Consider the following 18,937-nt stretch of genomic DNA (forward strand, 5'->3'; position numbering starts at 1 on the left):
TGTTGAGTTCTCAAGGAACGGACGCTTCCTTCGTACTCACCCTCAGCGACATCCGCTGGGGCTTTCCTCCGGGCTTCGTTCTGCTTTCCTGCTGTGTTCTTGCGTCTCCGACTCTACCAGATCATTTCCACGCCGTTTCCGGTTCGGATTTGAATTCGGTGACCGTCGGAAGGTCGGTGCCTTTCGGCGCTCCGCTACGTTAGCGCTTATCCCTGGCCATTCATAATCGAGTGGCCGGCGAGGGAATTCGGACATGCCGAAGAAGACCCCGCCAGGGGTAAGTCGTAGGTAGTGGGTTGGCCGCTCCAGGTGTCTGCCCGATGGCGGTGACCCGTTCAGCGGCTCGGACTACGTTAGGCGTCCGGCCGGGCCGAGTCAAGTCGAGCGGCGGCGCGGCGCGTGCGCCCGGTACGGGCTGACCGTCGGGTCGTGGGTGACCCAGAAGCGGTAGGGGTGGGCCGCGCCCTCGCCGCCCACTCCGGTGCGCGGACCGCTGCTCACCAGGTCGGACGAGGTGGAGGTGCCCGTCAGGACGGACAGCGGCGAGTCGGGGCCGCCGCAGAGGTCGGTTCCGTCCAGGGAGCGGTCCACGTCCAGGGCGGTGGCGAGCCGGGCCGGCCCCTTGGCCAGTTCTCGCGGGTGTCTGGCCGTGACCCGGCGGGCGGCTGCCAGGTCGGCACCCACCGTGATCTCGCCCGCGCGCAGCAGCACGCCGCTCGCGTGGCCGGGCGGGCCGCACACCAGGTTGAGGCTGAACCACATGCCGTAGATGAAGTAGACGTACGCGTGTCCGGGCGGGCCGAACATCGACGCGTTGCGGGCCGTTCGGCCGCGGTAGGCGTGGGAGCCCGGGTCGGACTCGCCCTCGTACGCCTCCACCTCGGTGATGCGCAGTTCGATGGGGCCGTCCGGGCAGCGTCGGACCAGGGTGCGGCCCAGGAGGTCCGGGGCCACCGTGAGGACCGGGCGGTCGAAGAAGGACCGTGGAAGGGGCGTACGGTCGGGTCGCGCGCTCATCCGGTCGAGCGTACTGGAACGCGTACCGCTGCAACCGGGGCCTAGGGTTCCGCGTTGGTACGGGGTAGTCGCACACGTCTTCAAGGGGAGTCAGAGCATGGGGTTCAAGAAGCTGTTCGCGAGCCTGGGCGCCGGTGGTGCTTCGGTCGACACGATCATCACCGAGCCGAACGTCGCACCGGGCGGGATCGTCCAGGGCGAGGTCCGGATCCAGGGCGGATCGGTGGAGCAGCAGATCGAGGGGCTGTCGGTCGGGCTGCAGGCGCGGGTCGAGGTCGAGGGCGGGGACCAGGAGTACAAGCAGGACGTCGTCTTCACCAAGCAGCGCCTCGGTGGTGCGTTCCAGGTGCAGGCCGGCGCGGTGCACGTGGTGCCCTTCGTCCTGGAGATCCCGTGGGAGACGCCGATCACCCACTTCGGAGGTCAGCACCTGCACGGCATGAACATCGGGGTGAGCACCGAACTGGAGATCGCGCGGGCCGTCGACGCGGGCGACCTCGACCCGATCAACGTGCACCCGGTGCAGGCGCAGCAGGCGATCCTCAACGCCTTCCGGCAGCTGGGCTTCACCTTCCGCGGTGCGGACATGGAGCGCGGGCACATCCGCGGGACGCGGCAGACGCTGCCCTTCTACCAGGAGATCGAGTTCCTGCCGCCGGCGCAGTACCGGGGTCTGAACCAGGTCGAGCTGACCTTCGTCGCCGACGGCCGGGAGATGGACGTCGTCCTGGAGATGGACAAGAAGCCGGGGCTGTTCAGCGAGGGCAGTGACACCTACCGCTGCTTCCAGGTGGGGCTGCAGTCGTACCAGGGCACGGACTGGGCCGCCTACCTGAACCAGTGGATCGCGTCGGTCGGTTCGCAGCGCAACTGGTTCTAGGCTCGGGCCCGTACGCGTATCCGAGCAGGAGGTACAGCAGTGACCGAGCAGAGCAGGGCGCCCCTTCCGCACGATTTCCACCCCGAGGTACCGGCCTTCACGGTGACCAGTGCGGATCTCGCGCCGGGTGCCGATCTGGGCGACGCCCAGGTGCTCGAGGGCGGGAACGTCTCGCCGCAGCTGCGGTGGGAGGGGTTCCCGGAGGGGACGAGGAGCTTCGCCGTGACGTGCTTCGACCCGGATGCGCCCACGGGCAGCGGGTTCTGGCACTGGGTGCTCTTCGACCTGCCGGCCTCGGTCACCGAGCTGCCGGCCGGGGCGGGCAGCGGGAAGTTCGAGGGGCTGCCGGCCGGGGCCGTGCACGCGCGGAACGACTACGGGAGCAAGGACTTCGGCGGGGCGGCGCCGCCGGCCGGGGAGCGGCACCGGTACGTCTTCACGGTGTACGCGGTGGACCAGGAGAAGCTCGGGCCGGACAGTGACGCGTCGCCGGCCGCGGTCGGGTTCAATCTGCGCTTCCACACGCTGGGGCGCGCGCAGCTGATCGGTGAGTACGAGGCGCCCGCCGGCTGACAGTTCCCCGAGCGTTTGCCCGGTCCTGGTCTAAAGAAGGCCAGGACCGGGCATTTTTATTGCGTTGTCCCGCGTGGCGCCCGCGGCCAGAGTGGTTGCGGGCCCTGCCGCACAGGTGGTCGCGGGCCTGCACACGGGAGGTGGGCGAGATGCGGGACACGCTGGTACTGAACGCGAGCTTCGAGCCGCTGTCGACGGTGACGCTGAACCGGGCGGTGGTTCTGGTGCTCCAGGACAAGGCCGTGGTCGAGCAGTCGCATCCGGAGCTGCGTGTGCGCGGTGCCAGCATGGATCTTCCGATGCCCCGTGTGATCAGACTGTGCCGGTACGTCCGGGTGCCCTTCCGAAGACACGCTCCGTGGTCGCGGAGGGGGGTGCTGATCCGGGACCAGCACCGTTGCGCCTACTGCGGGAAGCGGGCGACGACCGTGGACCACGTGCTGCCGCGGGCGCAGGGCGGTGGTGACACGTGGCTGAACACGGTGGCGTCGTGTGCCGAGGACAACCATCGGAAGGCGGCGAGGACTCCGGAGGAAGCGGGGATGCCGCTGCTGCGCAAGCCCTTCGTGCCGTCGCCGGCGGACGCCATGCTGCTGGCTCTGGGGGCGGCGGGCCGCGACGCGCTGCCGGAGTGGCTGGAGCGCTCGGGTTCCTCGTATGCCCCGTCGGCCGCGTAGTGCCGTCCGCCGGGCGGCGTAGTTCCGTTACGTCGCTCAGCGGAGCACGAGCTGGACGATGGCGAGGGTCCCGACCGCGACGATGACGCCGCGCAGTACGGTCGGCCGCAGGCGGCGGCCGACCTTGGCGCCGATCTGGCCGCCGATGGTGGAGCCGACGGCGATGAGGAGCACGGCCGTCCAGTCGAAGGTGGCGACGAAGAGGAACAGGACGGCCGCGATGCCGTTCACCATCGCCGCGATGACGTTCTTCACGGCGTTGATCCGTTGCAGGTCCTCGCGGAGCAGCAGGCCCATGAGGCCGACGTAGAGAACGCCCTGGGCGGCCCCGAAGTAGCCTCCGTAGGCGCTGGAGAGCAGCATGCCGGTGAGGAGGGCGGGGCCGCCGTCGGGGTGGCCGGGGTCTCCTCCCGCGGCGTCCTGGCGGCGGCGCAGGGCCGCGGCGAGCCGGGGCTGGAGGACGACGAGCAGCAGGGCCAGTCCGATGAGGACGGGCACGATCGTGTCGAAGGATTCGGACGGCAGGGTCAGGAGCAGGACGGCGCCCGCGAGTCCGCCGACCAGGGACACCGAACCGAGCCGGATGACGCGGGCGCGCTGGCCCCGGAGCTCCTCGCGGTAGCCGATGGCTCCGCTGATGGAACCGGGCACCAGGCCGAGGGTGTTGGACACGTTGGCGGTGACCGGCGGCAGTCCGGTGGCGAGCAGCACCGGGAAGGTGATCAGGGTGCCGGAGCCGACGATGGTGTTGATGGTGCCGGCGCCGATGCCGGCGGCGAAGACCGCGAGTGATTCCCAGACGGACATCGAGAACATGGACATGGACGGGGCCATCCCCTTTGCATGGGTGGGTCGCCTCCCCGCCATGAAGGTCGAGGGGCCTCACCGATCATGCAGCACGCCGCGGCCCGGGTCGTCCCGGGGGCCGGGCGGGTCGCGGACGACCCGGCCCCGGCTCCCTGACGCGTGCTAGTCGATGGGGGGCTGTTCCCGCCGGTCGGCGCCGGCCTTGTCGGCCGTACCGGCGGCGGCCTTGCCGGTGTTCTGCGGGTTGAAGCCGGAACCGCCGCCCATCGGGCCGAAGTTGCCCATGGCTCCCGAGAGGCCCTTGAGGGCGTCTCCGATCTCGCTGGGCACGATCCAGAGCTTGTTGGCGTCCCCCTCGGCGATCTTCGGGAGCATCTGGAGGTACTGGTAGGCGAGGAGCTTCTGGTCGGCGTCGCCGGCGTGGATGGACTCGAAGACCGTACGGATGGCCTGGGCCTCGCCCTCGGCGCGCAGGGCGGCGGCCTTCGCATCGCCCTCGGCGCGCAGGATGGAGGACTGCTTCTCGCCTTCGGCGCGCAGGATCTCGGACTGCCGGACGCCTTCGGCCTGGAGGATGGCGGCGCGCTTGTCGCGGTCGGCGCGCATCTGCTTCTCCATCGAGTCCTGGATGGAGGTCGGCGGCTCGATGGCCTTGAGCTCGACGCGGTTGACACGGATGCCCCACTTGCCGGTGGCTTCGTCGAGGACTCCGCGCAGGGCGGCGTTGATCTCCTCACGGGAGGTGAGGGTCCGTTCCAGGTCCATGCCGCCGATGATGTTGCGCAGGGTGGTGACGGTGAGCTGCTCGATGGCCTGGATGTAGCTGGCCACCTCGTACGTCGCGGCGCGGGCGTCGGTCACCTGGTAGTAGATGACGGTGTCGATGTTGACCACCAGGTTGTCCTGGGTGATCACCGGCTGCGGCGGGAAGGGGACGACCTGTTCGCGCAGGTCGATCCGGTTGCGGATGGAGTCGATGAACGGGACGACGATGTTGAGGCCCGCGTTGAGGGTGCGGGTGTAGCGGCCGAACCGCTCGACGATGGCGGCGCTGGCCTGCGGGATCACCTGGATCGTCTTGACCAGTGCGATGAAGACCAGAACCACCAGAATGATCAGGACGATGATGATCGGTTGCATGCGGTTCCCCGTGCCCTTCCGGCTGTCTGTGCTGCCCCGTTGACCGGAGTCTCGCAGACCCGGGGGCCGCGAGCAGTCCGCTTGTCACATCACGACGGCGGTCGCCCCGTCGATCTCGACGACGTCGACCGACTCGCCCGGCTCGAAGCTGCTGTCCGCGTCGAGGGCGCGGGCCGACCAGATCTCGCCGGCGAGCTTGATGCGGCCCCCGCTGCCGTCGACGCGTTCGAGGACGACGGCGCTGCGGCCCTTCAACGCGTCGATGCCGCTGCGGTGTTGGGGCCGCTGGTCGCGGTGCCGGTTGGCGATCGGCCGGACGACGGCGAGCAGCGCGACCGACACCGCGACGAAGACGAGGACTTGGGCCACCACTCCCCCGCCCAGCGCCGCCGTGACGGCTGCCGCCACCGCCCCGGCGGCGAACATGCCGAACTCCGGCATGGCGGTGAGGACAAGGGGGATACCCAGTCCGACCGCGCCGATGAGCCACCACACCCATGCGTCGATGTCCACCTGGTCATGGTAGGTGGGCGGGGCGCGGTCGGGACAGGGTGCGTGGGCGTTCCCGGTACGCCCGGGGGGAGTTGGGAGTCCTGATTCGGCGGGGAGGAGGTGGGCGGTCCTGTCCGGGGGAGGCATGGGGCGGTCCAGGCCGAGGGGGCGGCCCGCGGCCGCGCTAGCCCAGCGGGAGGCCCTGGGCGGTCCAGCGGTCGTTGCCGTTGCGCTCGACGACGAGCGGGAGGCCGAAGCAGAGCGAGAGGTTGCGGGAGGTGAGTTCGAGGTCGATCGGGCCCGCGGTGACGACCTTGCCCTGACGGATCATCAGGACGTGGGTGAAGCCGGGAGCGATCTCCTCGACGTGGTGCGTGACCATGACCATGGACGGCGCGAGGGGGTCGCGGGCGAGCCGGCCGAGGCGGCGTACGAGGTCCTCGCGGCCGCCGAGGTCCAGGCCGGCGGCCGGCTCGTCGAGGAGCAGCAGCTCGGGGTCCGTCATCAGGGCGCGGGCGATCAGCGTCCGCTTGCGCTCGCCCTCGGAGAGGGTGCCGAACTTGCGGTCGAGGTAGTCCGTCATGCCGAGGCGGTCGAGGAAGGCGCGGGCGCGCTGCTCGTCGACGTCCTCGTACTCCTCCTGCCACGTCGCCGTCATGCCGTAGGCGGCGGTGAGGACGGTCTGCAGGACGGTCTGCCGCTTGGGCAGCTTGTCGGCCATGGCGATGCCGGCCATGCCGATGCGCGGGCGCAGCTCGAAGACGTCCACCTTGCCGAGGGTGCTGCCGAGGATGGAGGCGGCGCCCTTGGTGGGGAAGAGGTAGCTGGAGGCGAGGTTCAGCAGCGTGGTCTTGCCGGCGCCGTTGGGGCCGAGGATGACCCAGCGCTCCCCCTCCTTCACCGACCAGGAGACCTGGTCCACCAGAGCCCGGCCCTCGCGGACCACGGATACGTCCACCAGTTCCAGAACATCGCTCATGAGCGCGTTGTCTCCCCTTGCAGTGTCGGTTCGTCTGTGCGCCTGTAGGCGCAGCCCCAGGGGAAAACCTACGCCACTCGCGGAGGGGCGCGGGGCGGGGGCCGGGCCGGGGGGCGGGTCCGTAGAGTTGGGGGATGCTTTTCGAACCACGTTCAGGGCGGCTGGCCGCCTGGGGGAACGCTCTGCTGGCCGGTCTGGTGTCGCCCGACGAGGCCGTGTCGTCGATCGTGGGCGAGGACGCCGTGCACCGGGTGGCGGGGCTGCCGGGGGAAACGGCTCCGGTCGGGCTCACGCTGGCGCTGGGCCGGCTGCGCGCGCTGGGGGCGACCGGGCTGCGGGTGGCTCTGCCGGCGCCGGGGCATCCGCTGGGGCTGAGCGGCCCGGCGGAGTTCAACGCGCGGGCGCTGGACGCGGAGGAGGCGGTGGTGTGCGTGGGCGCCGCGCTGGGCCTGGTGCCGGAGGTGGCCGAGGCCGGGCCGGCGGGTGACGTACACGTATCGGTGACCTGGCACTGCCTGCCGGTACGGGAGGCGCCGCCGGCGGACGTGCCCTCGCTGGGGGAGGCGGAGCGGGAACTGGCGGAGGCGCTGCGCGACGCGACCGCGGTGCTGACCCGGCTGGACGTGGCCGGGTCGGGGCCGGTGGCGGAGGCCGCGCTGTCGGCGTACCGGGCGCGGGCTGAGGGGCCGGGGCAGGAGTCGCTGGCGCCGGGGTACCCGCCGCGGGCGGTGCGGGTGCTGGCGCTGGCGCAGCGGGTGGACCTGCTGGTGTCGCTGGCGTACGAGAACGGGCACGGGGGCGCGGTGGCCGCCTCGGAGATGGCGGCGCGGACGGAGGCGCTGCGACCGGTGGAGCGGGTGGCCCGGCGGGCGCTGGTGGCGGCGTACAACGCAGCGGTGGAGGAACGCGAACGGTAGGGCTGCGCGGGGTGGGGCCGCGGCCGGGCGGGACCGGGCGGGGCTGGCTGGCCCGGGACGGCCCGGGCCCGGCCGGGCCGGGCGGGCTGGAGGCTGGGCTCTGCGGCGGGCGCCGCGTCTGCGGCTCGGCGGGGCCGGGTCGGGGCCGCCTATTCGGCCAGTCCGTGGCGTACCGCCCACAGCGCGGCCTGGGTGCGGTCCGAGAGGTCCAGTTTCATGAGGATGTTCGAGACGTGCGTCTTGACCGTCTTCTCGGAGAGGACGAGCGCACGGGCGATCTCCCGGTTGGACCGGCCGTCCGCGACCAGACCGAGGACCTCCCGCTCCCGGTCCGTCAGCGAGCCCGGCCGGCCCCCTGAGGCGCTCTGGTCCTCCTGGGCGAGCAGGACCTGTGCCACCTCCGGCTGGAGAAGGACGTGTCCGGCGTGGACGGAGCGGATGGCCCCGGCGAGGGCGTCGGGGTCGATGTCCTTGTATACGTACCCCGCGGCCCCCGCGCGCAGGGCCGGTACCACGGTGCGCTGCTCGGTGAAGCTGGTGACGATCAGCACCCGCGCCGGGTTCGCCAGCCCGCGCAGCCTGCGCAGGGCCTCGATCCCGTCGGCACCCGGCATCTTGATGTCCATGAGGATCACATCGGGCCGCAGCTCCTCGGCACGGGCGACGCCCTCCTCGCCGTCGGCGGCCTCGCCGACCACCTCGATGTCCTCCTGAACCTCGAGGAAGGTGCGCAGCCCCCGCCGGACCACCTGGTGGTCGTCCACCAGCAGGACCCGGATACGGCTTCCGTCTCCGCTCACCCCTGCGCCCCCGCCTCCGCTTCCGCCCGTGCCGTCAGCCACCGGGGACCTCCATCTCGATCGTGGTGCCCCTGCCGGGCTCCGAACGCACGTCGAGCCGGCCCCCGACGCCGCTCGCCCGGTCCCGCATGGAGACCAGGCCCAGGTGGCGGCCGGCGCGGCGGACGGTTCCGGGGTCGAAGCCCTTGCCCGAGTCGGCGACCTTGAGCAGCGCTCCCCCGGCGGGGCTCCGCACCAGGCTCATCTCGACGCGGTCGGCGCCCGAGTGGCGCAGGGCGTTGTGCAGCGCCTCCTGGGCCACCCGCAGGAGCGCCTCCTCTTGGGTCGCGGGCAGCGCCCGTACGCCGTCGCAGGTGAAGGTGACGTGTGCGGTGTGGGCGCGGTCCAGCACCTGGGCCTGGGTGCGCAGGGTGGCGATCAGGCCGTCCTCGTCCAGCGCGGCCGGGCGCAGCTCGGTGACGGCGGCGCGCAGCTCGTCGGCCGCCTCCGCGGCCAGGGCGGCCACCTGGTGGAGTTCGTCCTTGGCGCGCGCCGGGTCGCGGTCCACGAGGGCGGCGGCGGCCTGCGCGGTGAGGCGGAGGGAGAAGAGCTTCTGGCTGACGGCGTCGTGGAGCTCGTGGGCGAGCCGGGAACGCTCCTCGGCGATGGTGAGCTCGCGGCTGCGCTCGTAGAGCCGGGCATTGGTGAGGGCGATCGCCGCGTGCTGGGCGAGGAGCCCGAGGAGTTCCTCGTCCTCGTCGGTGAAACCGTGCCCCGGGCGCGGGGCGCCGCGCTTGTTGGCGAGGAAGAGGCAGCCGAGGGTCTCCTCGCCGTCGCGGACCGGCAGGCCGAGGAAGTCGGACATCTCGGGGTGGGCGGCGGGCCAGCCCTCGAAGCGCGGGTCGTCGCGTACGTCGGCCAGCCGCTCGGGTCCTTCCTGATGCAGCATCGCGGCGAGGATGCCGTGCTGGCGGGGCAGGGGGCCGATGTCGCGCCACTGCTCGGCGCTGATGCCGTCCACGACGAACTGGGCGAAGCCGCCGTGGTCGTCCGGGACGCCCAGGGCCGCGTACTCGGCGTCCAGGAGTTCGCGGGCCGACACGACGATCGTGCGCAGGACGTCGCGGACCTCCAGGCGGCGGCTCATGGCGAGCAGCGCCGTGCTGACGGCTGCGAGGCCGCTGGGGGGTCCGGTCTGCATGCGTTCACCGTACTCGGGGCCGTGACCTGCGGGATCGGGCCGCGGTCGTAGGTCCAACGACCCGGTACGGGGGGACCGGGGGGCCGAAGCGGTGAGGGCGGGCGGCCTCCGGTCGGTCGGGGGCGTGAGGTTGCGGGGGCGGGGTATGCGGGGGTGTGGGTCGGCTTCGGCCGGGGGGCGGGCTGCCGAAGGACCGGGATCGGTCACGCAGTGAATTGCTCTCGCAACTGTTGGTGAGACTGTTACGTGCCCGATGTGAGCCCGCGCATAGGACCCACATCACTTACGAAGCTCCCTAGTGGGCAGATAAGGACCCCGTCAGCACGGGCGTACCTAGCGCCGGGCCCCGAATTCGGACTTCGGCGCCCGGGCCTGATCCACTAAGCGGGATCGTACGTCACACCTTTGCCACAGGATTTTGCCGCCGCTAAGAATTGCTCTCGTCGCACGGCGCCGCGGATCCCCGGATCCCCGCGGCGCCCTCCTGCGACTCCCGCGATTCGAAGAGGTTGCCCCGCCATGTCTGCTTCCAGCACTAACGGTCACAGTCGTCTGACGAAGGCACACAAGCTGTCCTTTGCCGGTGTCGCCACGCTCGGCACCGCCGCCCTCGCCTTCTCCCTCGTCCCGGCCGGTGCCGCGGAGGGTGACACGGTCTCCGCCGCCCCCGTCGCCTGGACCAAGGTCGTCGACGGCGCCCAGACGAGGGCCGTGCAGCAGCACCTCTCCGCGCAGCAGGTCATCGCGGACAAGGCGGCGAAGGACGCGGCCAAGGCCAAGGCGAAGGCCAAGATCAAGGCGGACGCCGAGGCCGCCGCCAAGAAGGCGCGCGCGCAGAAGGCCGCGGCCGCGAGCCGGTCCGCCGCCCGCACCCCGGTGTTCGCGAACAACCTGGACGGCTGGATCAAGGAAGCCCTCTTCATCATGAAGAAGGAGGGCATTCCGGGCAGCTACGCCGGAATCCACAAGAACATCATGCGTGAGTCCAGCGGCAACCCGATGGCGATCAACAACTGGGACATCAACGCCCAGAACGGCATCCCCAGCAAGGGTCTGCTCCAGGTCATCTACCCGACCTTCAAGGCGTACCACGTCAAGGGCACCAAGTTCGACCAGTACGACCCGGTCGCCAACATCGTCGCCGCCTGCAACTACGCGGCCGACCGCTACGGCTCGATGGACAACGTCAACAGCGCCTACTAGGCCGCGACGACGACAGCCGACGCCAGACCCCCCATGCGCCTGAGGGCGGCCCCCGGAGTACCGGGTGCCGCCCTCAGGCGTCTGCCGTGCGTCGGCGCGGGGCGCGGGCCGGCGACTACTTGCCGGCGCGCATGACCTCCGGCTCGTGGCGGCGCAGCAGGCGCTGCACCAGGAAGCCGCAGGCGATGCCGAGGAGGAGCAGGATGGTGATGTTCAGGCTCCACTGGCCGACCGTGGCGTCCCAGAGCGGGTCGGTGTTGGTCGGGTTGTCGCGGTCCCACGGCGGCATGAGCTTGCCGAGGTTCAGCGTGGTGCCGGCGGCCGCGACGGCCCAGCGGGACGGCATCAGCCAGGCGAACTGCTCCAGGCCCGGCGAGTCGTAGACCTGGAAGAGGATGCCGGTGAAGACGACCTGCACGATCGCGAACATGACCAGCAGCGGCATGGTCTTCTCGGCGGTCTTCACCAGCGAGGAGATCACCAGGCCGAACATCATCGACGTGAAGCCGAGCGCGATGACCGACAGGCAGAGCTCGACGGCCGGCGGCATCAGCAGGCCCTCGGCGGGCAGGTCGCGGGGCGCGAAGCCGATTCCGCAGATGATCACGCCCTGGACGGCCGTGATGAAGCCGAGGACGATCACCTTCGACATGAGGTACGCCGACCGGGACAGGCCCGTCGCGCGCTCCCGCTCGTAGATCACCCGCTCCTTGATCAGCTCGCGGACCGAGTTCGCGGCGCCGGAGAAGCACATGCCGACCGCGAGGATCAGCATGATCGTGCCCGCGTCGCCGTTGAACTGGGACGGCGGGGTCGGCGGCGCGAGGCCGAAGGTGGCCGGGATGACCGTGGAGACCACGCCGAGGACCGCCGGCAGGATCAGCATCAGACCCATGAAGCCCTTGTCCGACGCGATGACGGACACGTAGCGGCGGATCAGCGTCCACAGCTGCGAGCCCCAGCCCTGCGGCTTGGTCGGGCGCATCTGCTGCGCCGGCGGCATCGCGACCGACTGCGGGGCGACCGAGTCGAGGTCGGCGGCGTACAGCTGGTAGTGCTGTGAGCCCTTCCAGCGGCCGGCCCAGTCGTAGTCGCGGTAGTTCTCGAAGGACGAGAAGACGTCCGCCCACGTGCTGTAGCCGAAGAAGTTCAGCGCCTCGTCCGGCGGGCCGAAGTACGCGACCGAGCCACCCGGCGCCATGACCAGCAGCTTGTCGCAGAGCGACAGCTCGGCGACGGAGTGCGTGACGACGAGGACGGTGCGGCCGTCGTCGGCGAGGCCGCGCAGCAGCTGCATGACGTCGCGGTCCATGCCCGGGTCGAGGCCGGAGGTCGGCTCGTCCAGGAAGATCAGCGACGGCTTGGTGAGCAGCTCCAGGGCCACGGACACGCGCTTGCGCTGACCACCCGAGAGCGAGGTGATCTTCTTGTCCTTGTGGATGTCGAGCTTGAGCTCGCGCAGCACCTCGTTGATGCGGGCCTCGCGCTCGGACTCGGCGGTGTCGCCGGGGAAGCGCAGCTTGGCCGCGTACTTCAGCGCGGTGCTGACCTTCAGCTCCTTGTGCAGGATGTCGTCCTGCGGGACCAGGCCGATGCGCTGGCGGAGCTCCGCGAACTGCTTGTACAGGTTGCGGTTGTCGTAGAGGACGTCGCCCTGGTCGGCGGGCCGGTAGCCGGTCAGTGCCTTGAGCAGGGTGGACTTGCCGGAGCCGGACGGGCCGATCACGCCGATCAGCGACTTCTCCGGGACGCCGAAGGTGACGTCCTTGAGGATCTGCTTGCCGCCGTCGACGGTGACCGTCAGGTGGCGGGCCGAGAAGGAGACCTCACCGGTGTCGACGAACTCCTCGAGGCGGTCACCGACGATCCGGAACGTCGAGTGGCCGACGCCGACGATGTCGTTCGGGCCGAGCAGCGCGGTGCCGGACTTGGCCAGCAGCTGACCGTTGACATAGGTGCCGTTGTGGCTGCCGAGGTCGTGGATCTCGAAGCGGCCGCCGGGCATGGAGCGGAACTCGGCGTGGTGGCGGGAGACCTGGAGGTCGGAGACCACCAGCTCGTTCTCCAGCGCACGGCCGATGCGCATGACGTGCCCCAGCGAGAGCTGGTGGAACGTCGTCGGGCTGCGGTCGCCCCCGTGGGCGGCGGCGGCCTGCGCCGGGCGGGCCGCGGCCGCGCCGGCGCCCTGCTGGTGCGGTACGTGAGGCTGCTGGGGCTGCTGTTCCCATGCCTGCGGCTGGGGCTGCTGCTCCCATGCCTGCGGCTGGGGCTGCTGCGGGGCCTGGTAGGCCGGGGCCTGCGGCGGGGCGTATGCCTGCGCCTGCTGGGCCACGGCCGGTTGGGGCGCCGCGTTGGCGACGGGATTCAGCCGCGGCCCGTCGGTGGCATTGCCCAGGTGGACCGGTGTGCCCGGCACGAGCTCGGCCTGCTGCACCCGCGCGCCGCGCACGTAGGTGCCGTTGGTGCTGCCGTGGTCCTCGATGCCCCAACCACGGCCGTTCCAGCTGATGGTGGCGTGTCGCCACGACACCCGCGCGTCGTCGATCACCACGTCTCCCTGGGGGTCGCGCCCCAGCGAGTACGACCTGGACGGATCGAGCGTCCAGGTCCTTCCATTCAATTCCAGTACGAGTTCCGGCACTCCAGCCCCACTTAAGTCCCCCGAGAATCCCCCATGACGTCAGGGAGTCTAGGGATGGCGAACATCCGGGGGAACTATTTCAGGCCCGGGGCCACATGTGGAATCGGGGCCTTGCCGGGGCGTCCGCGGCTGCCCGCGGACGGGGGCGAAAGCCGCCCGGAGAGTGAGATACGGGACTTCTCGCCGCGGGCGGAACCGCGGCACCCCCGGATGGCGTGACGTTCTTCGGGGCGGGCGGCGCGCGGTGCGCCACGCGCGGTGCGCCACGGGGGTGCGGATCGCGGGTGCGCCGCGCGCGGGGTCCGGGTCCGCGGCGACACGTCTGACAGGTGGGACGGGGGTCCTGCCTTACGGGACGGGAAGATACGGTGAGGGCACCATGAGCGCATCGCAGACCTCCGACGTCCCCACCCTCCTCGTCAAGATCTTCGGCAAGGACCGTCCCGGGATCACCGCCGGGCTGTTCGACACCCTCGCCGCCTACTCCGTCGACGTCGTCGACATCGAGCAGGTCGTCACCCGTGGCCGCATCGTCCTGTGCGCCCTCGTCACCAGGCCGACCGTCGGCACCGAAGGCGAGCTGCGGGCCACCGTCCACAGCTGGGCCGAATCGCTCAAGCTCCAGGCCGAGATCCTCTCCGGCACCGGTGACAACCGTCCGCGCGGCAGCGGCCGGTCCCACGTCACCGTACTCGGGCACCCGCTGACCTCCGAGTCCACGGCGGCCATCGCCGCCCGGATCACCGCGACCGGCGGCAACATCGACCGCATCTTCCGGCTCGCCAAGTATCCGGTGACGGCCGTGGAGTTCGCCGTGTCCGGCTGCGAGACCGAGCCGCTGCGCACCGCCCTGGCCACGGCCTCCGCGCACATCGGCGTGGACGTGGCCGTCGTGTCGGCCGGGCTGCACCGCCGGGCGCAGCGCCTGGTCGTCATGGACGTGGACTCCACGCTGATCCAGGACGAGGTCATCGAGCTGTTCGCGGCGCACGCCGGGTGCGAGGCCGAGGTCGCCGAGGTCACCGAGCGGGCCATGCGCGGCGAGCTCGACTTCGAGCAGTCGCTGCACGCCCGGGTGGCGCTGCTGGCGGGGCTGGACGCGTCGGTCGTGGACAAGGTCCGCGCCGAGGTGCGGCTCACCCCGGGCGCCCGGACGCTGATCCGTACGCTCAAGCGGCTCGGCTACCAGGTGGGCGTGGTCTCCGGCGGGTTCACCCAGGTGACGGACGACCTGAGGGAGCGGCTGGGGCTGGACTTCGCCTCCGCCAACACCCTGGAGATCGTCGACGGGAAGCTGACCGGCCGGGTGACCGGCGAGATCGTGGACCGGGCGGGCAAGGCGCGGCTGCTGCGCCGCTTCGCCGCGGAGGCGGAGGTCCCGCTGTCGCAGACGGTCGCCATCGGTGACGGGGCGAACGACCTCGACATGCTGAACGCGGCCGGGCTGGGCGTGGCCTTCAACGCCAAGCCGGTCGTCCGCGAGGCCGCCCACACGGCGGTGAACGTGCCGTTCCTCGACGCGGTGCTGTACCTGCTGGGGATCACCCGTGAGGAGATCGAGGCCGCCGACCTGGCCTGAGCGCCCCCGTCCGTACGACGTGGCAGGGCCCCGGCGGCCGTGAACCGGCTGCCGGGGCCCTGCCGTGCGTACGGGCCGGGGCGGGAGCCGGTCAGTGCTTGGGGGTCCAGTAGTCGATCAGGGTGCCGGCTCCCGGTTCCAGGGACTTCCACGGGCCGTCGTAGGAGACGACGGCGAGGGCGGCGGTCGGGAAGCCGCTGCGGGTCATCCGCGCCCGGGTGTCGTCCTGCGCTCGGCCGGAGAGCACCTCGGTGAGGGCGTGCATGCCGGGGTTGTGGCCGATGAGCAGGAGGTCGCGGACCTCATCGGGGGTCTCGTTCAGCAGGGCGACGAGTTCGCCCGGCGAAGCCTCGTAGAGCCGCTCCTCGTAGTGCGTCTTCGGCCGGTGCGGCAGCTCCTGGACGGCGACCTTCCAGGTCTCGCGGGTGCGGACGGCGGTGGAGCAGAGGGCCAGGTCGAAGGTGATGCCGGTGTCGGCCAGCTTCAGACCGACGGCCGCCGCCTCGGCGCGGCCGCGTTCCGCCAGCGGGCGGTCGTGGTCGGACACCTCGGGCCAGTCGGCCTTGGCGTGCCGGAGGAGGGCGATCCTGCGGGGTGTGTCGGCGCTCATGACTCCCAGCTTCGCACGAAACGAGCCATCGGGCGCAGGGTGTTGAGGGCCTTCGCCCGGGGGTGGGGCACCGTCCGGCGCGCCCCGGCGCACGCCGGGGTCAGCCGACGGCGCGCAGGAGCTGCTGGGTGACGTGGACCAGCCCCGTCGCCTCGCCGGCGGCGGCGTGGGCCTCGGCGGATCCGGCGAGGAGGAGCAGGAGCAGGCCGAAGGCGAGGGCGGGGAGGGCCAGCGCCCACCAGTGCAGGCGCGCGTCGGCGCCGTGGCGGGGGCCGGGCGCGGTACGGGCGCCGGGCGGGACGGGCCGGGTGTGCGTGGGGGCCGACATGGCGCCTCCGGGATGCTGACGGGACTGACTGACTCGCTTCCCCGAATCTATGGATCCGGAGCAGCGGTCCCCATCCGGGGCACACCCCAGTTCACCCTGACCCTGGCCCCCTAGGGGTGGGTGGGGTTATCCCCACCCCCGGCCGGTCAGGGGGAGGCGATCGTCGCGATGACGGAGATGATCAGCGTTACGGCGAGGATCGCGCCGAGGACGAGGCCGAGCTTCTTGCGGCCGTCCTGCGGGTTCGGTTCGAGTACGGGCGACATGCCAGTCAGTCTCGCATGCCGCATTCGTCCTCGATCGTGCGGTCCCGGCCGGCCAGGATCCCCAGGGCGATCTGCGGGACGAGCAGCCCGGCCATCAGGGCCAGCGGCAGGTCCCAGCCGCCGCTGTGCTGGTAGAGCGTGCCGATGAGCAGGGGGCCGGGGATGGAGATGAGGTAGCCGGTGCTCTGGGCGAAGGCGGAGAGCTTGACGACTCCGGCGGGGGATTTGGCCCGCAGCCCGATCATGGTGATGACCAGGGGGAAGGCACAGTTGGAGACGCCGAGCAGGAGCGCCCACGCCCACGCGCCGGCGGCGGGGGCGAGGGCGAGTCCGAGGTAGCCGGTGAGGCCGAACAGGCCGAGGATGGCGGCCATCGGTCCCTGGTTCCTCATCCGGCCGGCGAGGCCGGGGATGACGAAGGCGAGCGGGACGCCCATGGCCATGGTGACGGCGAGCAGCACCCCGGCGGTGGAGGCGGAGACTCCGGAGTCGCGGAAGATCTGCGGGAGCCAGCCCATGGTGATGTACGCGCCGGTGGCCTGGAGCCCGAAGTAGCAGGCCAGGGCCCAGGCGGTGCGGCTGCGGACGATCCGGGGGCCGGTGTCCGCCCCGGCGCCGGTCCGGTCCGCCGGGTCGGCGGCCGCCGCGCGCTCGGCCCGGGCGGTGCGCCGCGCGGTGCGGGCGACGGGCAGCCAGGGCAGTACGGCGGCCAGTGCGAGCAGGGCCCACATCAGCAGGCCCGTGCGCCAGCTGCCGCCGAGGGCCCCGGTGAGGGGGACCGTCGCAGCGGCGGCGAGCGAGGTGCCCGCGGCCAGTGCCATGGAGTACAGGCCGGTCATGGTGCCGACCCGGTCCGGGAAGTAGCGCTTGACGATCACCGGCAGCAGGACGTTGGTCACGGCTATTCCGGCCAGGGACAGGGCGCTCGCGGCCAGGAAGGCGGCGGCGCCGTCCGCGAAGGGGCGGATCAGCAGGCCGGCGGCGACGGCGCCCATGCCGGCGCACACCACGGCGGCCGGGCCGAAGCGCCGGGAGAGCCGGGGCGCGGTCACGCCGAAGACGGCGAAGCAGAGGGCGGGGACGGAGGTGATCAGCCCGGCGACGGTGCCGCTCATGCCGAGTCCGGTGCGGGCCTCCTCGAAGAGGGCACCGAGGCTGGTGATGGCGGGCCGCAGGTTGAGGGCGGCGAGCACGATGCCGAGGATGAGCAGCGGCCCGAGCCAGGACGGCTGCGCGGGCACGCCGAGGGCAGCCGGCGCGGCGGCCCCGCCGGGGGCCTGCCGCGCGGGCTCGCGGCCCGCGGCGCGGCGGTCGAGGATCCTGGTCTCGTCGTCGGACATTCCACCATCATAGAATCATGGGATGATTGGTTGTCCAGTCGTCCTCAAGGGGGACCCATGCCGCTGACCTCGCCCCGGCGTTCCGCGCTCGTCGACCAGGTGATCGCCGCCCTGCGCAACCAGATCACCTCCGGCGAGTGGCCGGTGGGCTCCCGGATCCCGACCGAGCCGGAGCTGGTGGAGCTGCTCGGCGTCGCCCGCAACACCGTGCGCGAGGCCGTTCGGGCGCTGGCTCACAACGGTCTGCTGGACATCCGGCAGGGGTCGGGCACGTACGTGATCGCGACGAGCGAGCTGGCCGGGGTGATGCACCGCCGCTTCGCCGGGGCCGAGCCGCGGCACATCGCGGAATTGCGCTCGACCCTGGAGTCCTCGGCGGCCCGGCTGGCGGCGGAGCGGCGGACCGAGCGGGACCTCGTACAGCTGGACGCGCTGCTCGCACGGCGCGAGGAGGCGTGGACGAGCGGGGACGCGGAGGTGTTCGTGGCGGCGGACGTGAGCCTGCACATGGCGGTGGTCACGGCCTCGCACAACGACGTGCTGATCGAGCTGTACGCCGACCTCGGCGATCTGGTGGCGGACTGGCTGCGGGCGGACGTCGGCAGCGAGCTGCACCCGGCCGCGCACCTGGACCACGCGCGGCTGATCGAGGCGATCCGGCGGGGGGACGCGGACACGGCCGCCTCGGAGGCGGCCGGCTACCCCTTCGCCTGCCTCGGCAAGAGCGCCGGCTGACACCGGCCGGCGGCGCGTCCCGCTCCGGCAGCGCACCCGAGGCCCGGGCGAGGCCGCCTCGCGCGCGTTCCGGTTCGGTCAGGACCGCTCGTGGGTGACCCAGGCCGAGCGGACCTCTTTCCAGCAGCGGCCGGCGAGCTCCACGCGCCCGGCCGGGCCGACGGCCACGGCGGCGCCGTCGCCGTCCACGTCCCACCAGCGGTCGCATTCCACGTGCAGCCGCACGAGATCGGTCTGCGGATAGGGGTTGTGGCAGTGCGCCGTCACCGTCGAGCCGCTGATCCGGGTGTCGCAGTCGGCGCCGAAGAGTTCCCCGGCAGGGGTCCGTACGGGCTGCGCGGGCGGTTCGGCGGGGATGTCGGCGAGGTCCGCCACGGCCGGGGCGGCGGCCTCGGGGGCGGCTGCGGGCGCGGACCCGCGCGGCACGCCCGGGCCGAGGGCGCCCGGGCCCAGGAACGCGGTCAGGACCACCGAGGCGACCAGCAGGGACACCGCTCCACTCGTTCTCGCGCGCAATCCCGTACCTCCTCCCCGCAGCAGCCGGGAAGATCCCGGCTGGGTCAGTTTGCAGGCATCTGTCCGGGTTTTCGACTCGGGAAGATCCGATCAGCCGGTGAACATCCGGTCGAACGCGCGGAAAAACGGCGGCGGGGGGGGGGGGGGGGAAGGGGGGGAGGGGGGGGAGGGGGGGGGGGGGAGGGGGGGGGGGAGGGGGGGGGGGGGGGGGGGCTCCTGGACTGGCAAGTCGCCGGGGAGGCCGACGCGTTCGGGGA

General features: G+C 71.9%; 20 protein-coding genes. 7 read left to right on the forward strand and 13 right to left on the reverse strand.

Annotation, left to right across the window (positions count from 1 at the left end):
• Nucleotides 1-375 precede the first annotated feature (375 nt).
• The gene (locus AC07FY_RS30995) at nucleotides 376-1,017 is read right to left on the reverse strand and encodes a DNA-3-methyladenine glycosylase (RefSeq protein WP_479013095.1); all 642 of its coding nucleotides are present in this window, start codon (nucleotides 1,015-1,017) and stop codon (nucleotides 376-378) included.
• A 97-nt stretch (nucleotides 1,018-1,114) separates the two neighbouring features.
• Here AC07FY_RS30995 and AC07FY_RS31000 point away from each other — a divergent pair, with 97 nt between their 5' ends.
• From AC07FY_RS31000 to AC07FY_RS31010, 3 genes are all read left to right on the forward strand, one after another.
• A complete protein-coding gene (locus AC07FY_RS31000; RefSeq protein WP_479013098.1) occupies nucleotides 1,115-1,897 on the forward strand; it encodes a sporulation protein in 783 nt (260 codons plus the stop codon).
• A 39-nt stretch (nucleotides 1,898-1,936) separates the two neighbouring features.
• Entirely contained in the window at nucleotides 1,937-2,470 is a 534-nt protein-coding gene (locus AC07FY_RS31005) for a YbhB/YbcL family Raf kinase inhibitor-like protein (RefSeq protein WP_479013101.1), read from the forward strand.
• Nucleotides 2,471-2,619: 149 nt separating this feature from the next.
• On the forward strand, nucleotides 2,620-3,147 hold the full coding sequence (locus AC07FY_RS31010) for an HNH endonuclease (RefSeq protein ID WP_479013104.1): 528 nt from the start codon (nucleotides 2,620-2,622) through the stop codon (nucleotides 3,145-3,147).
• 36 nt (nucleotides 3,148-3,183) lie between these two features.
• On the opposite strand, the gene AC07FY_RS31015 is transcribed toward AC07FY_RS31010, so the two are convergent.
• The 4 genes from AC07FY_RS31015 to AC07FY_RS31030 form a co-directional block, all read right to left on the reverse strand.
• Nucleotides 3,184-3,954: a sulfite exporter TauE/SafE family protein gene (locus AC07FY_RS31015; RefSeq protein WP_479013276.1), complete on the reverse strand. Its 771-nt coding sequence runs from the start codon at nucleotides 3,952-3,954 to the stop codon at nucleotides 3,184-3,186.
• 162 nt (nucleotides 3,955-4,116) lie between these two features.
• Nucleotides 4,117-5,094, reverse strand: coding sequence for an SPFH domain-containing protein (locus AC07FY_RS31020; protein ID WP_479013107.1), 978 nt, complete (start codon nucleotides 5,092-5,094; stop codon nucleotides 4,117-4,119).
• An 84-nt stretch (nucleotides 5,095-5,178) separates the two neighbouring features.
• Nucleotides 5,179-5,607 (reverse strand): NfeD family protein, encoded by a 429-nt coding sequence (locus AC07FY_RS31025; RefSeq protein WP_479013110.1) that lies wholly within the window; start codon nucleotides 5,605-5,607, stop codon nucleotides 5,179-5,181.
• Between the two features lie 163 nt (nucleotides 5,608-5,770).
• The gene (locus tag AC07FY_RS31030) at nucleotides 5,771-6,565 is read right to left on the reverse strand and encodes an ABC transporter ATP-binding protein (protein ID WP_479013113.1); all 795 of its coding nucleotides are present in this window, start codon (nucleotides 6,563-6,565) and stop codon (nucleotides 5,771-5,773) included.
• 134 nt (nucleotides 6,566-6,699) lie between these two features.
• Between AC07FY_RS31030 and AC07FY_RS31035 the strand changes: the two genes are divergently transcribed.
• The gene (locus tag AC07FY_RS31035; RefSeq protein WP_479013116.1) at nucleotides 6,700-7,482 is read left to right on the forward strand and encodes a hypothetical protein; all 783 of its coding nucleotides are present in this window, start codon (nucleotides 6,700-6,702) and stop codon (nucleotides 7,480-7,482) included.
• Between the two features lie 149 nt (nucleotides 7,483-7,631).
• Here the strand turns inward: AC07FY_RS31035 and AC07FY_RS31040 are convergent, their stop codons facing one another.
• Nucleotides 7,632-8,282 carry a response regulator gene (locus tag AC07FY_RS31040; protein WP_479013119.1) on the reverse strand — a complete coding sequence of 217 codons (651 nt, stop codon included), beginning with the start codon at nucleotides 8,280-8,282 and terminating at the stop codon, nucleotides 7,632-7,634.
• A 34-nt stretch (nucleotides 8,283-8,316) separates the two neighbouring features.
• The gene (locus AC07FY_RS31045; protein ID WP_479013122.1) at nucleotides 8,317-9,462 is read right to left on the reverse strand and encodes a GAF domain-containing sensor histidine kinase; all 1,146 of its coding nucleotides are present in this window, start codon (nucleotides 9,460-9,462) and stop codon (nucleotides 8,317-8,319) included.
• A gap of 519 nt (nucleotides 9,463-9,981) precedes the next feature.
• Between AC07FY_RS31045 and AC07FY_RS31050 the strand changes: the two genes are divergently transcribed.
• A complete protein-coding gene (locus AC07FY_RS31050) occupies nucleotides 9,982-10,665 on the forward strand; it encodes a transglycosylase SLT domain-containing protein (RefSeq protein ID WP_479013124.1) in 684 nt (227 codons plus the stop codon).
• A gap of 115 nt (nucleotides 10,666-10,780) precedes the next feature.
• On the opposite strand, the gene AC07FY_RS31055 is transcribed toward AC07FY_RS31050, so the two are convergent.
• Nucleotides 10,781-13,306, reverse strand: a complete 2,526-nt coding sequence (locus AC07FY_RS31055; RefSeq protein WP_479013127.1) for an ABC transporter ATP-binding protein/permease — start codon at nucleotides 13,304-13,306, stop codon at nucleotides 10,781-10,783.
• Nucleotides 13,307-13,685: 379 nt separating this feature from the next.
• On the opposite strand from AC07FY_RS31055, the gene serB reads away from it, so the two are divergent.
• Nucleotides 13,686-14,885, forward strand: coding sequence for a phosphoserine phosphatase SerB (serB, locus tag AC07FY_RS31060; protein ID WP_479013130.1), 1,200 nt, complete (start codon nucleotides 13,686-13,688; stop codon nucleotides 14,883-14,885).
• 91 nt (nucleotides 14,886-14,976) lie between these two features.
• Here the strand turns inward: serB and AC07FY_RS31065 are convergent, their stop codons facing one another.
• From AC07FY_RS31065 to AC07FY_RS31080, 4 genes are all read right to left on the reverse strand, one after another.
• Nucleotides 14,977-15,495, reverse strand: a complete 519-nt coding sequence (locus AC07FY_RS31065; protein ID WP_479013133.1) for a SixA phosphatase family protein — start codon at nucleotides 15,493-15,495, stop codon at nucleotides 14,977-14,979.
• A 100-nt stretch (nucleotides 15,496-15,595) separates the two neighbouring features.
• Nucleotides 15,596-15,823 (reverse strand): hypothetical protein, encoded by a 228-nt coding sequence (locus AC07FY_RS31070; protein WP_479013136.1) that lies wholly within the window; start codon nucleotides 15,821-15,823, stop codon nucleotides 15,596-15,598.
• Nucleotides 15,824-15,969: 146 nt separating this feature from the next.
• Nucleotides 15,970-16,089: an SGM_5486 family transporter-associated protein gene (locus tag AC07FY_RS31075; RefSeq protein ID WP_479013138.1), complete on the reverse strand. Its 120-nt coding sequence runs from the start codon at nucleotides 16,087-16,089 to the stop codon at nucleotides 15,970-15,972.
• 5 nt (nucleotides 16,090-16,094) lie between these two features.
• Complete coding sequence (locus tag AC07FY_RS31080; RefSeq protein WP_479013141.1) at nucleotides 16,095-17,429, reverse strand: CynX/NimT family MFS transporter; 1,335 nt, start codon at nucleotides 17,427-17,429, stop codon at nucleotides 16,095-16,097.
• A gap of 57 nt (nucleotides 17,430-17,486) precedes the next feature.
• Here AC07FY_RS31080 and AC07FY_RS31085 point away from each other — a divergent pair, with 57 nt between their 5' ends.
• Nucleotides 17,487-18,164 carry a FadR/GntR family transcriptional regulator gene (locus AC07FY_RS31085; RefSeq protein WP_479013144.1) on the forward strand — a complete coding sequence of 226 codons (678 nt, stop codon included), beginning with the start codon at nucleotides 17,487-17,489 and terminating at the stop codon, nucleotides 18,162-18,164.
• A gap of 78 nt (nucleotides 18,165-18,242) precedes the next feature.
• Here AC07FY_RS31085 and AC07FY_RS31090 read toward each other — a convergent pair whose 3' ends face one another.
• Entirely contained in the window at nucleotides 18,243-18,680 is a 438-nt protein-coding gene (locus AC07FY_RS31090) for a hypothetical protein (RefSeq protein ID WP_479013147.1), read from the reverse strand.
• Nucleotides 18,681-18,937 lie beyond the last annotated feature (257 nt).

This window comes from Streptomyces sp. NPDC045967 (genome assembly GCF_056430495.1).

Coding starts and splice junctions, on each gene's coding strand:
- AC07FY_RS30995 (WP_479013095.1), bottom strand. CDS start 1,017: ATGAGCGCGCGACCCGACCGTACGCCCCTTCCACGGTCCTTCTTCGAC.
- AC07FY_RS31000 (WP_479013098.1), top strand. CDS start 1,115: ATGGGGTTCAAGAAGCTGTTCGCGAGCCTGGGCGCCGGTGGTGCTTCG.
- AC07FY_RS31010 (WP_479013104.1), top strand. CDS start 2,620: ATGCGGGACACGCTGGTACTGAACGCGAGCTTCGAGCCGCTGTCGACG.
- AC07FY_RS31015 (WP_479013276.1), bottom strand. CDS start 3,954: ATGTCCGTCTGGGAATCACTCGCGGTCTTCGCCGCCGGCATCGGCGCC.
- AC07FY_RS31020 (WP_479013107.1), bottom strand. CDS start 5,094: ATGCAACCGATCATCATCGTCCTGATCATTCTGGTGGTTCTGGTCTTC.
- AC07FY_RS31030 (WP_479013113.1), bottom strand. CDS start 6,565: ATGAGCGATGTTCTGGAACTGGTGGACGTATCCGTGGTCCGCGAGGGC.
- AC07FY_RS31035 (WP_479013116.1), top strand. CDS start 6,700: ATGCTTTTCGAACCACGTTCAGGGCGGCTGGCCGCCTGGGGGAACGCT.
- AC07FY_RS31045 (WP_479013122.1), bottom strand. CDS start 9,462: ATGCAGACCGGACCCCCCAGCGGCCTCGCAGCCGTCAGCACGGCGCTG.
- AC07FY_RS31050 (WP_479013124.1), top strand. CDS start 9,982: ATGTCTGCTTCCAGCACTAACGGTCACAGTCGTCTGACGAAGGCACAC.
- serB (WP_479013130.1), top strand. CDS start 13,686: ATGAGCGCATCGCAGACCTCCGACGTCCCCACCCTCCTCGTCAAGATC.
- AC07FY_RS31065 (WP_479013133.1), bottom strand. CDS start 15,495: ATGAGCGCCGACACACCCCGCAGGATCGCCCTCCTCCGGCACGCCAAG.
- AC07FY_RS31070 (WP_479013136.1), bottom strand. CDS start 15,823: ATGTCGGCCCCCACGCACACCCGGCCCGTCCCGCCCGGCGCCCGTACC.
- AC07FY_RS31075 (WP_479013138.1), bottom strand. CDS start 16,089: ATGTCGCCCGTACTCGAACCGAACCCGCAGGACGGCCGCAAGAAGCTC.
- AC07FY_RS31080 (WP_479013141.1), bottom strand. CDS start 17,429: ATGTCCGACGACGAGACCAGGATCCTCGACCGCCGCGCCGCGGGCCGC.
- AC07FY_RS31085 (WP_479013144.1), top strand. CDS start 17,487: ATGCCGCTGACCTCGCCCCGGCGTTCCGCGCTCGTCGACCAGGTGATC.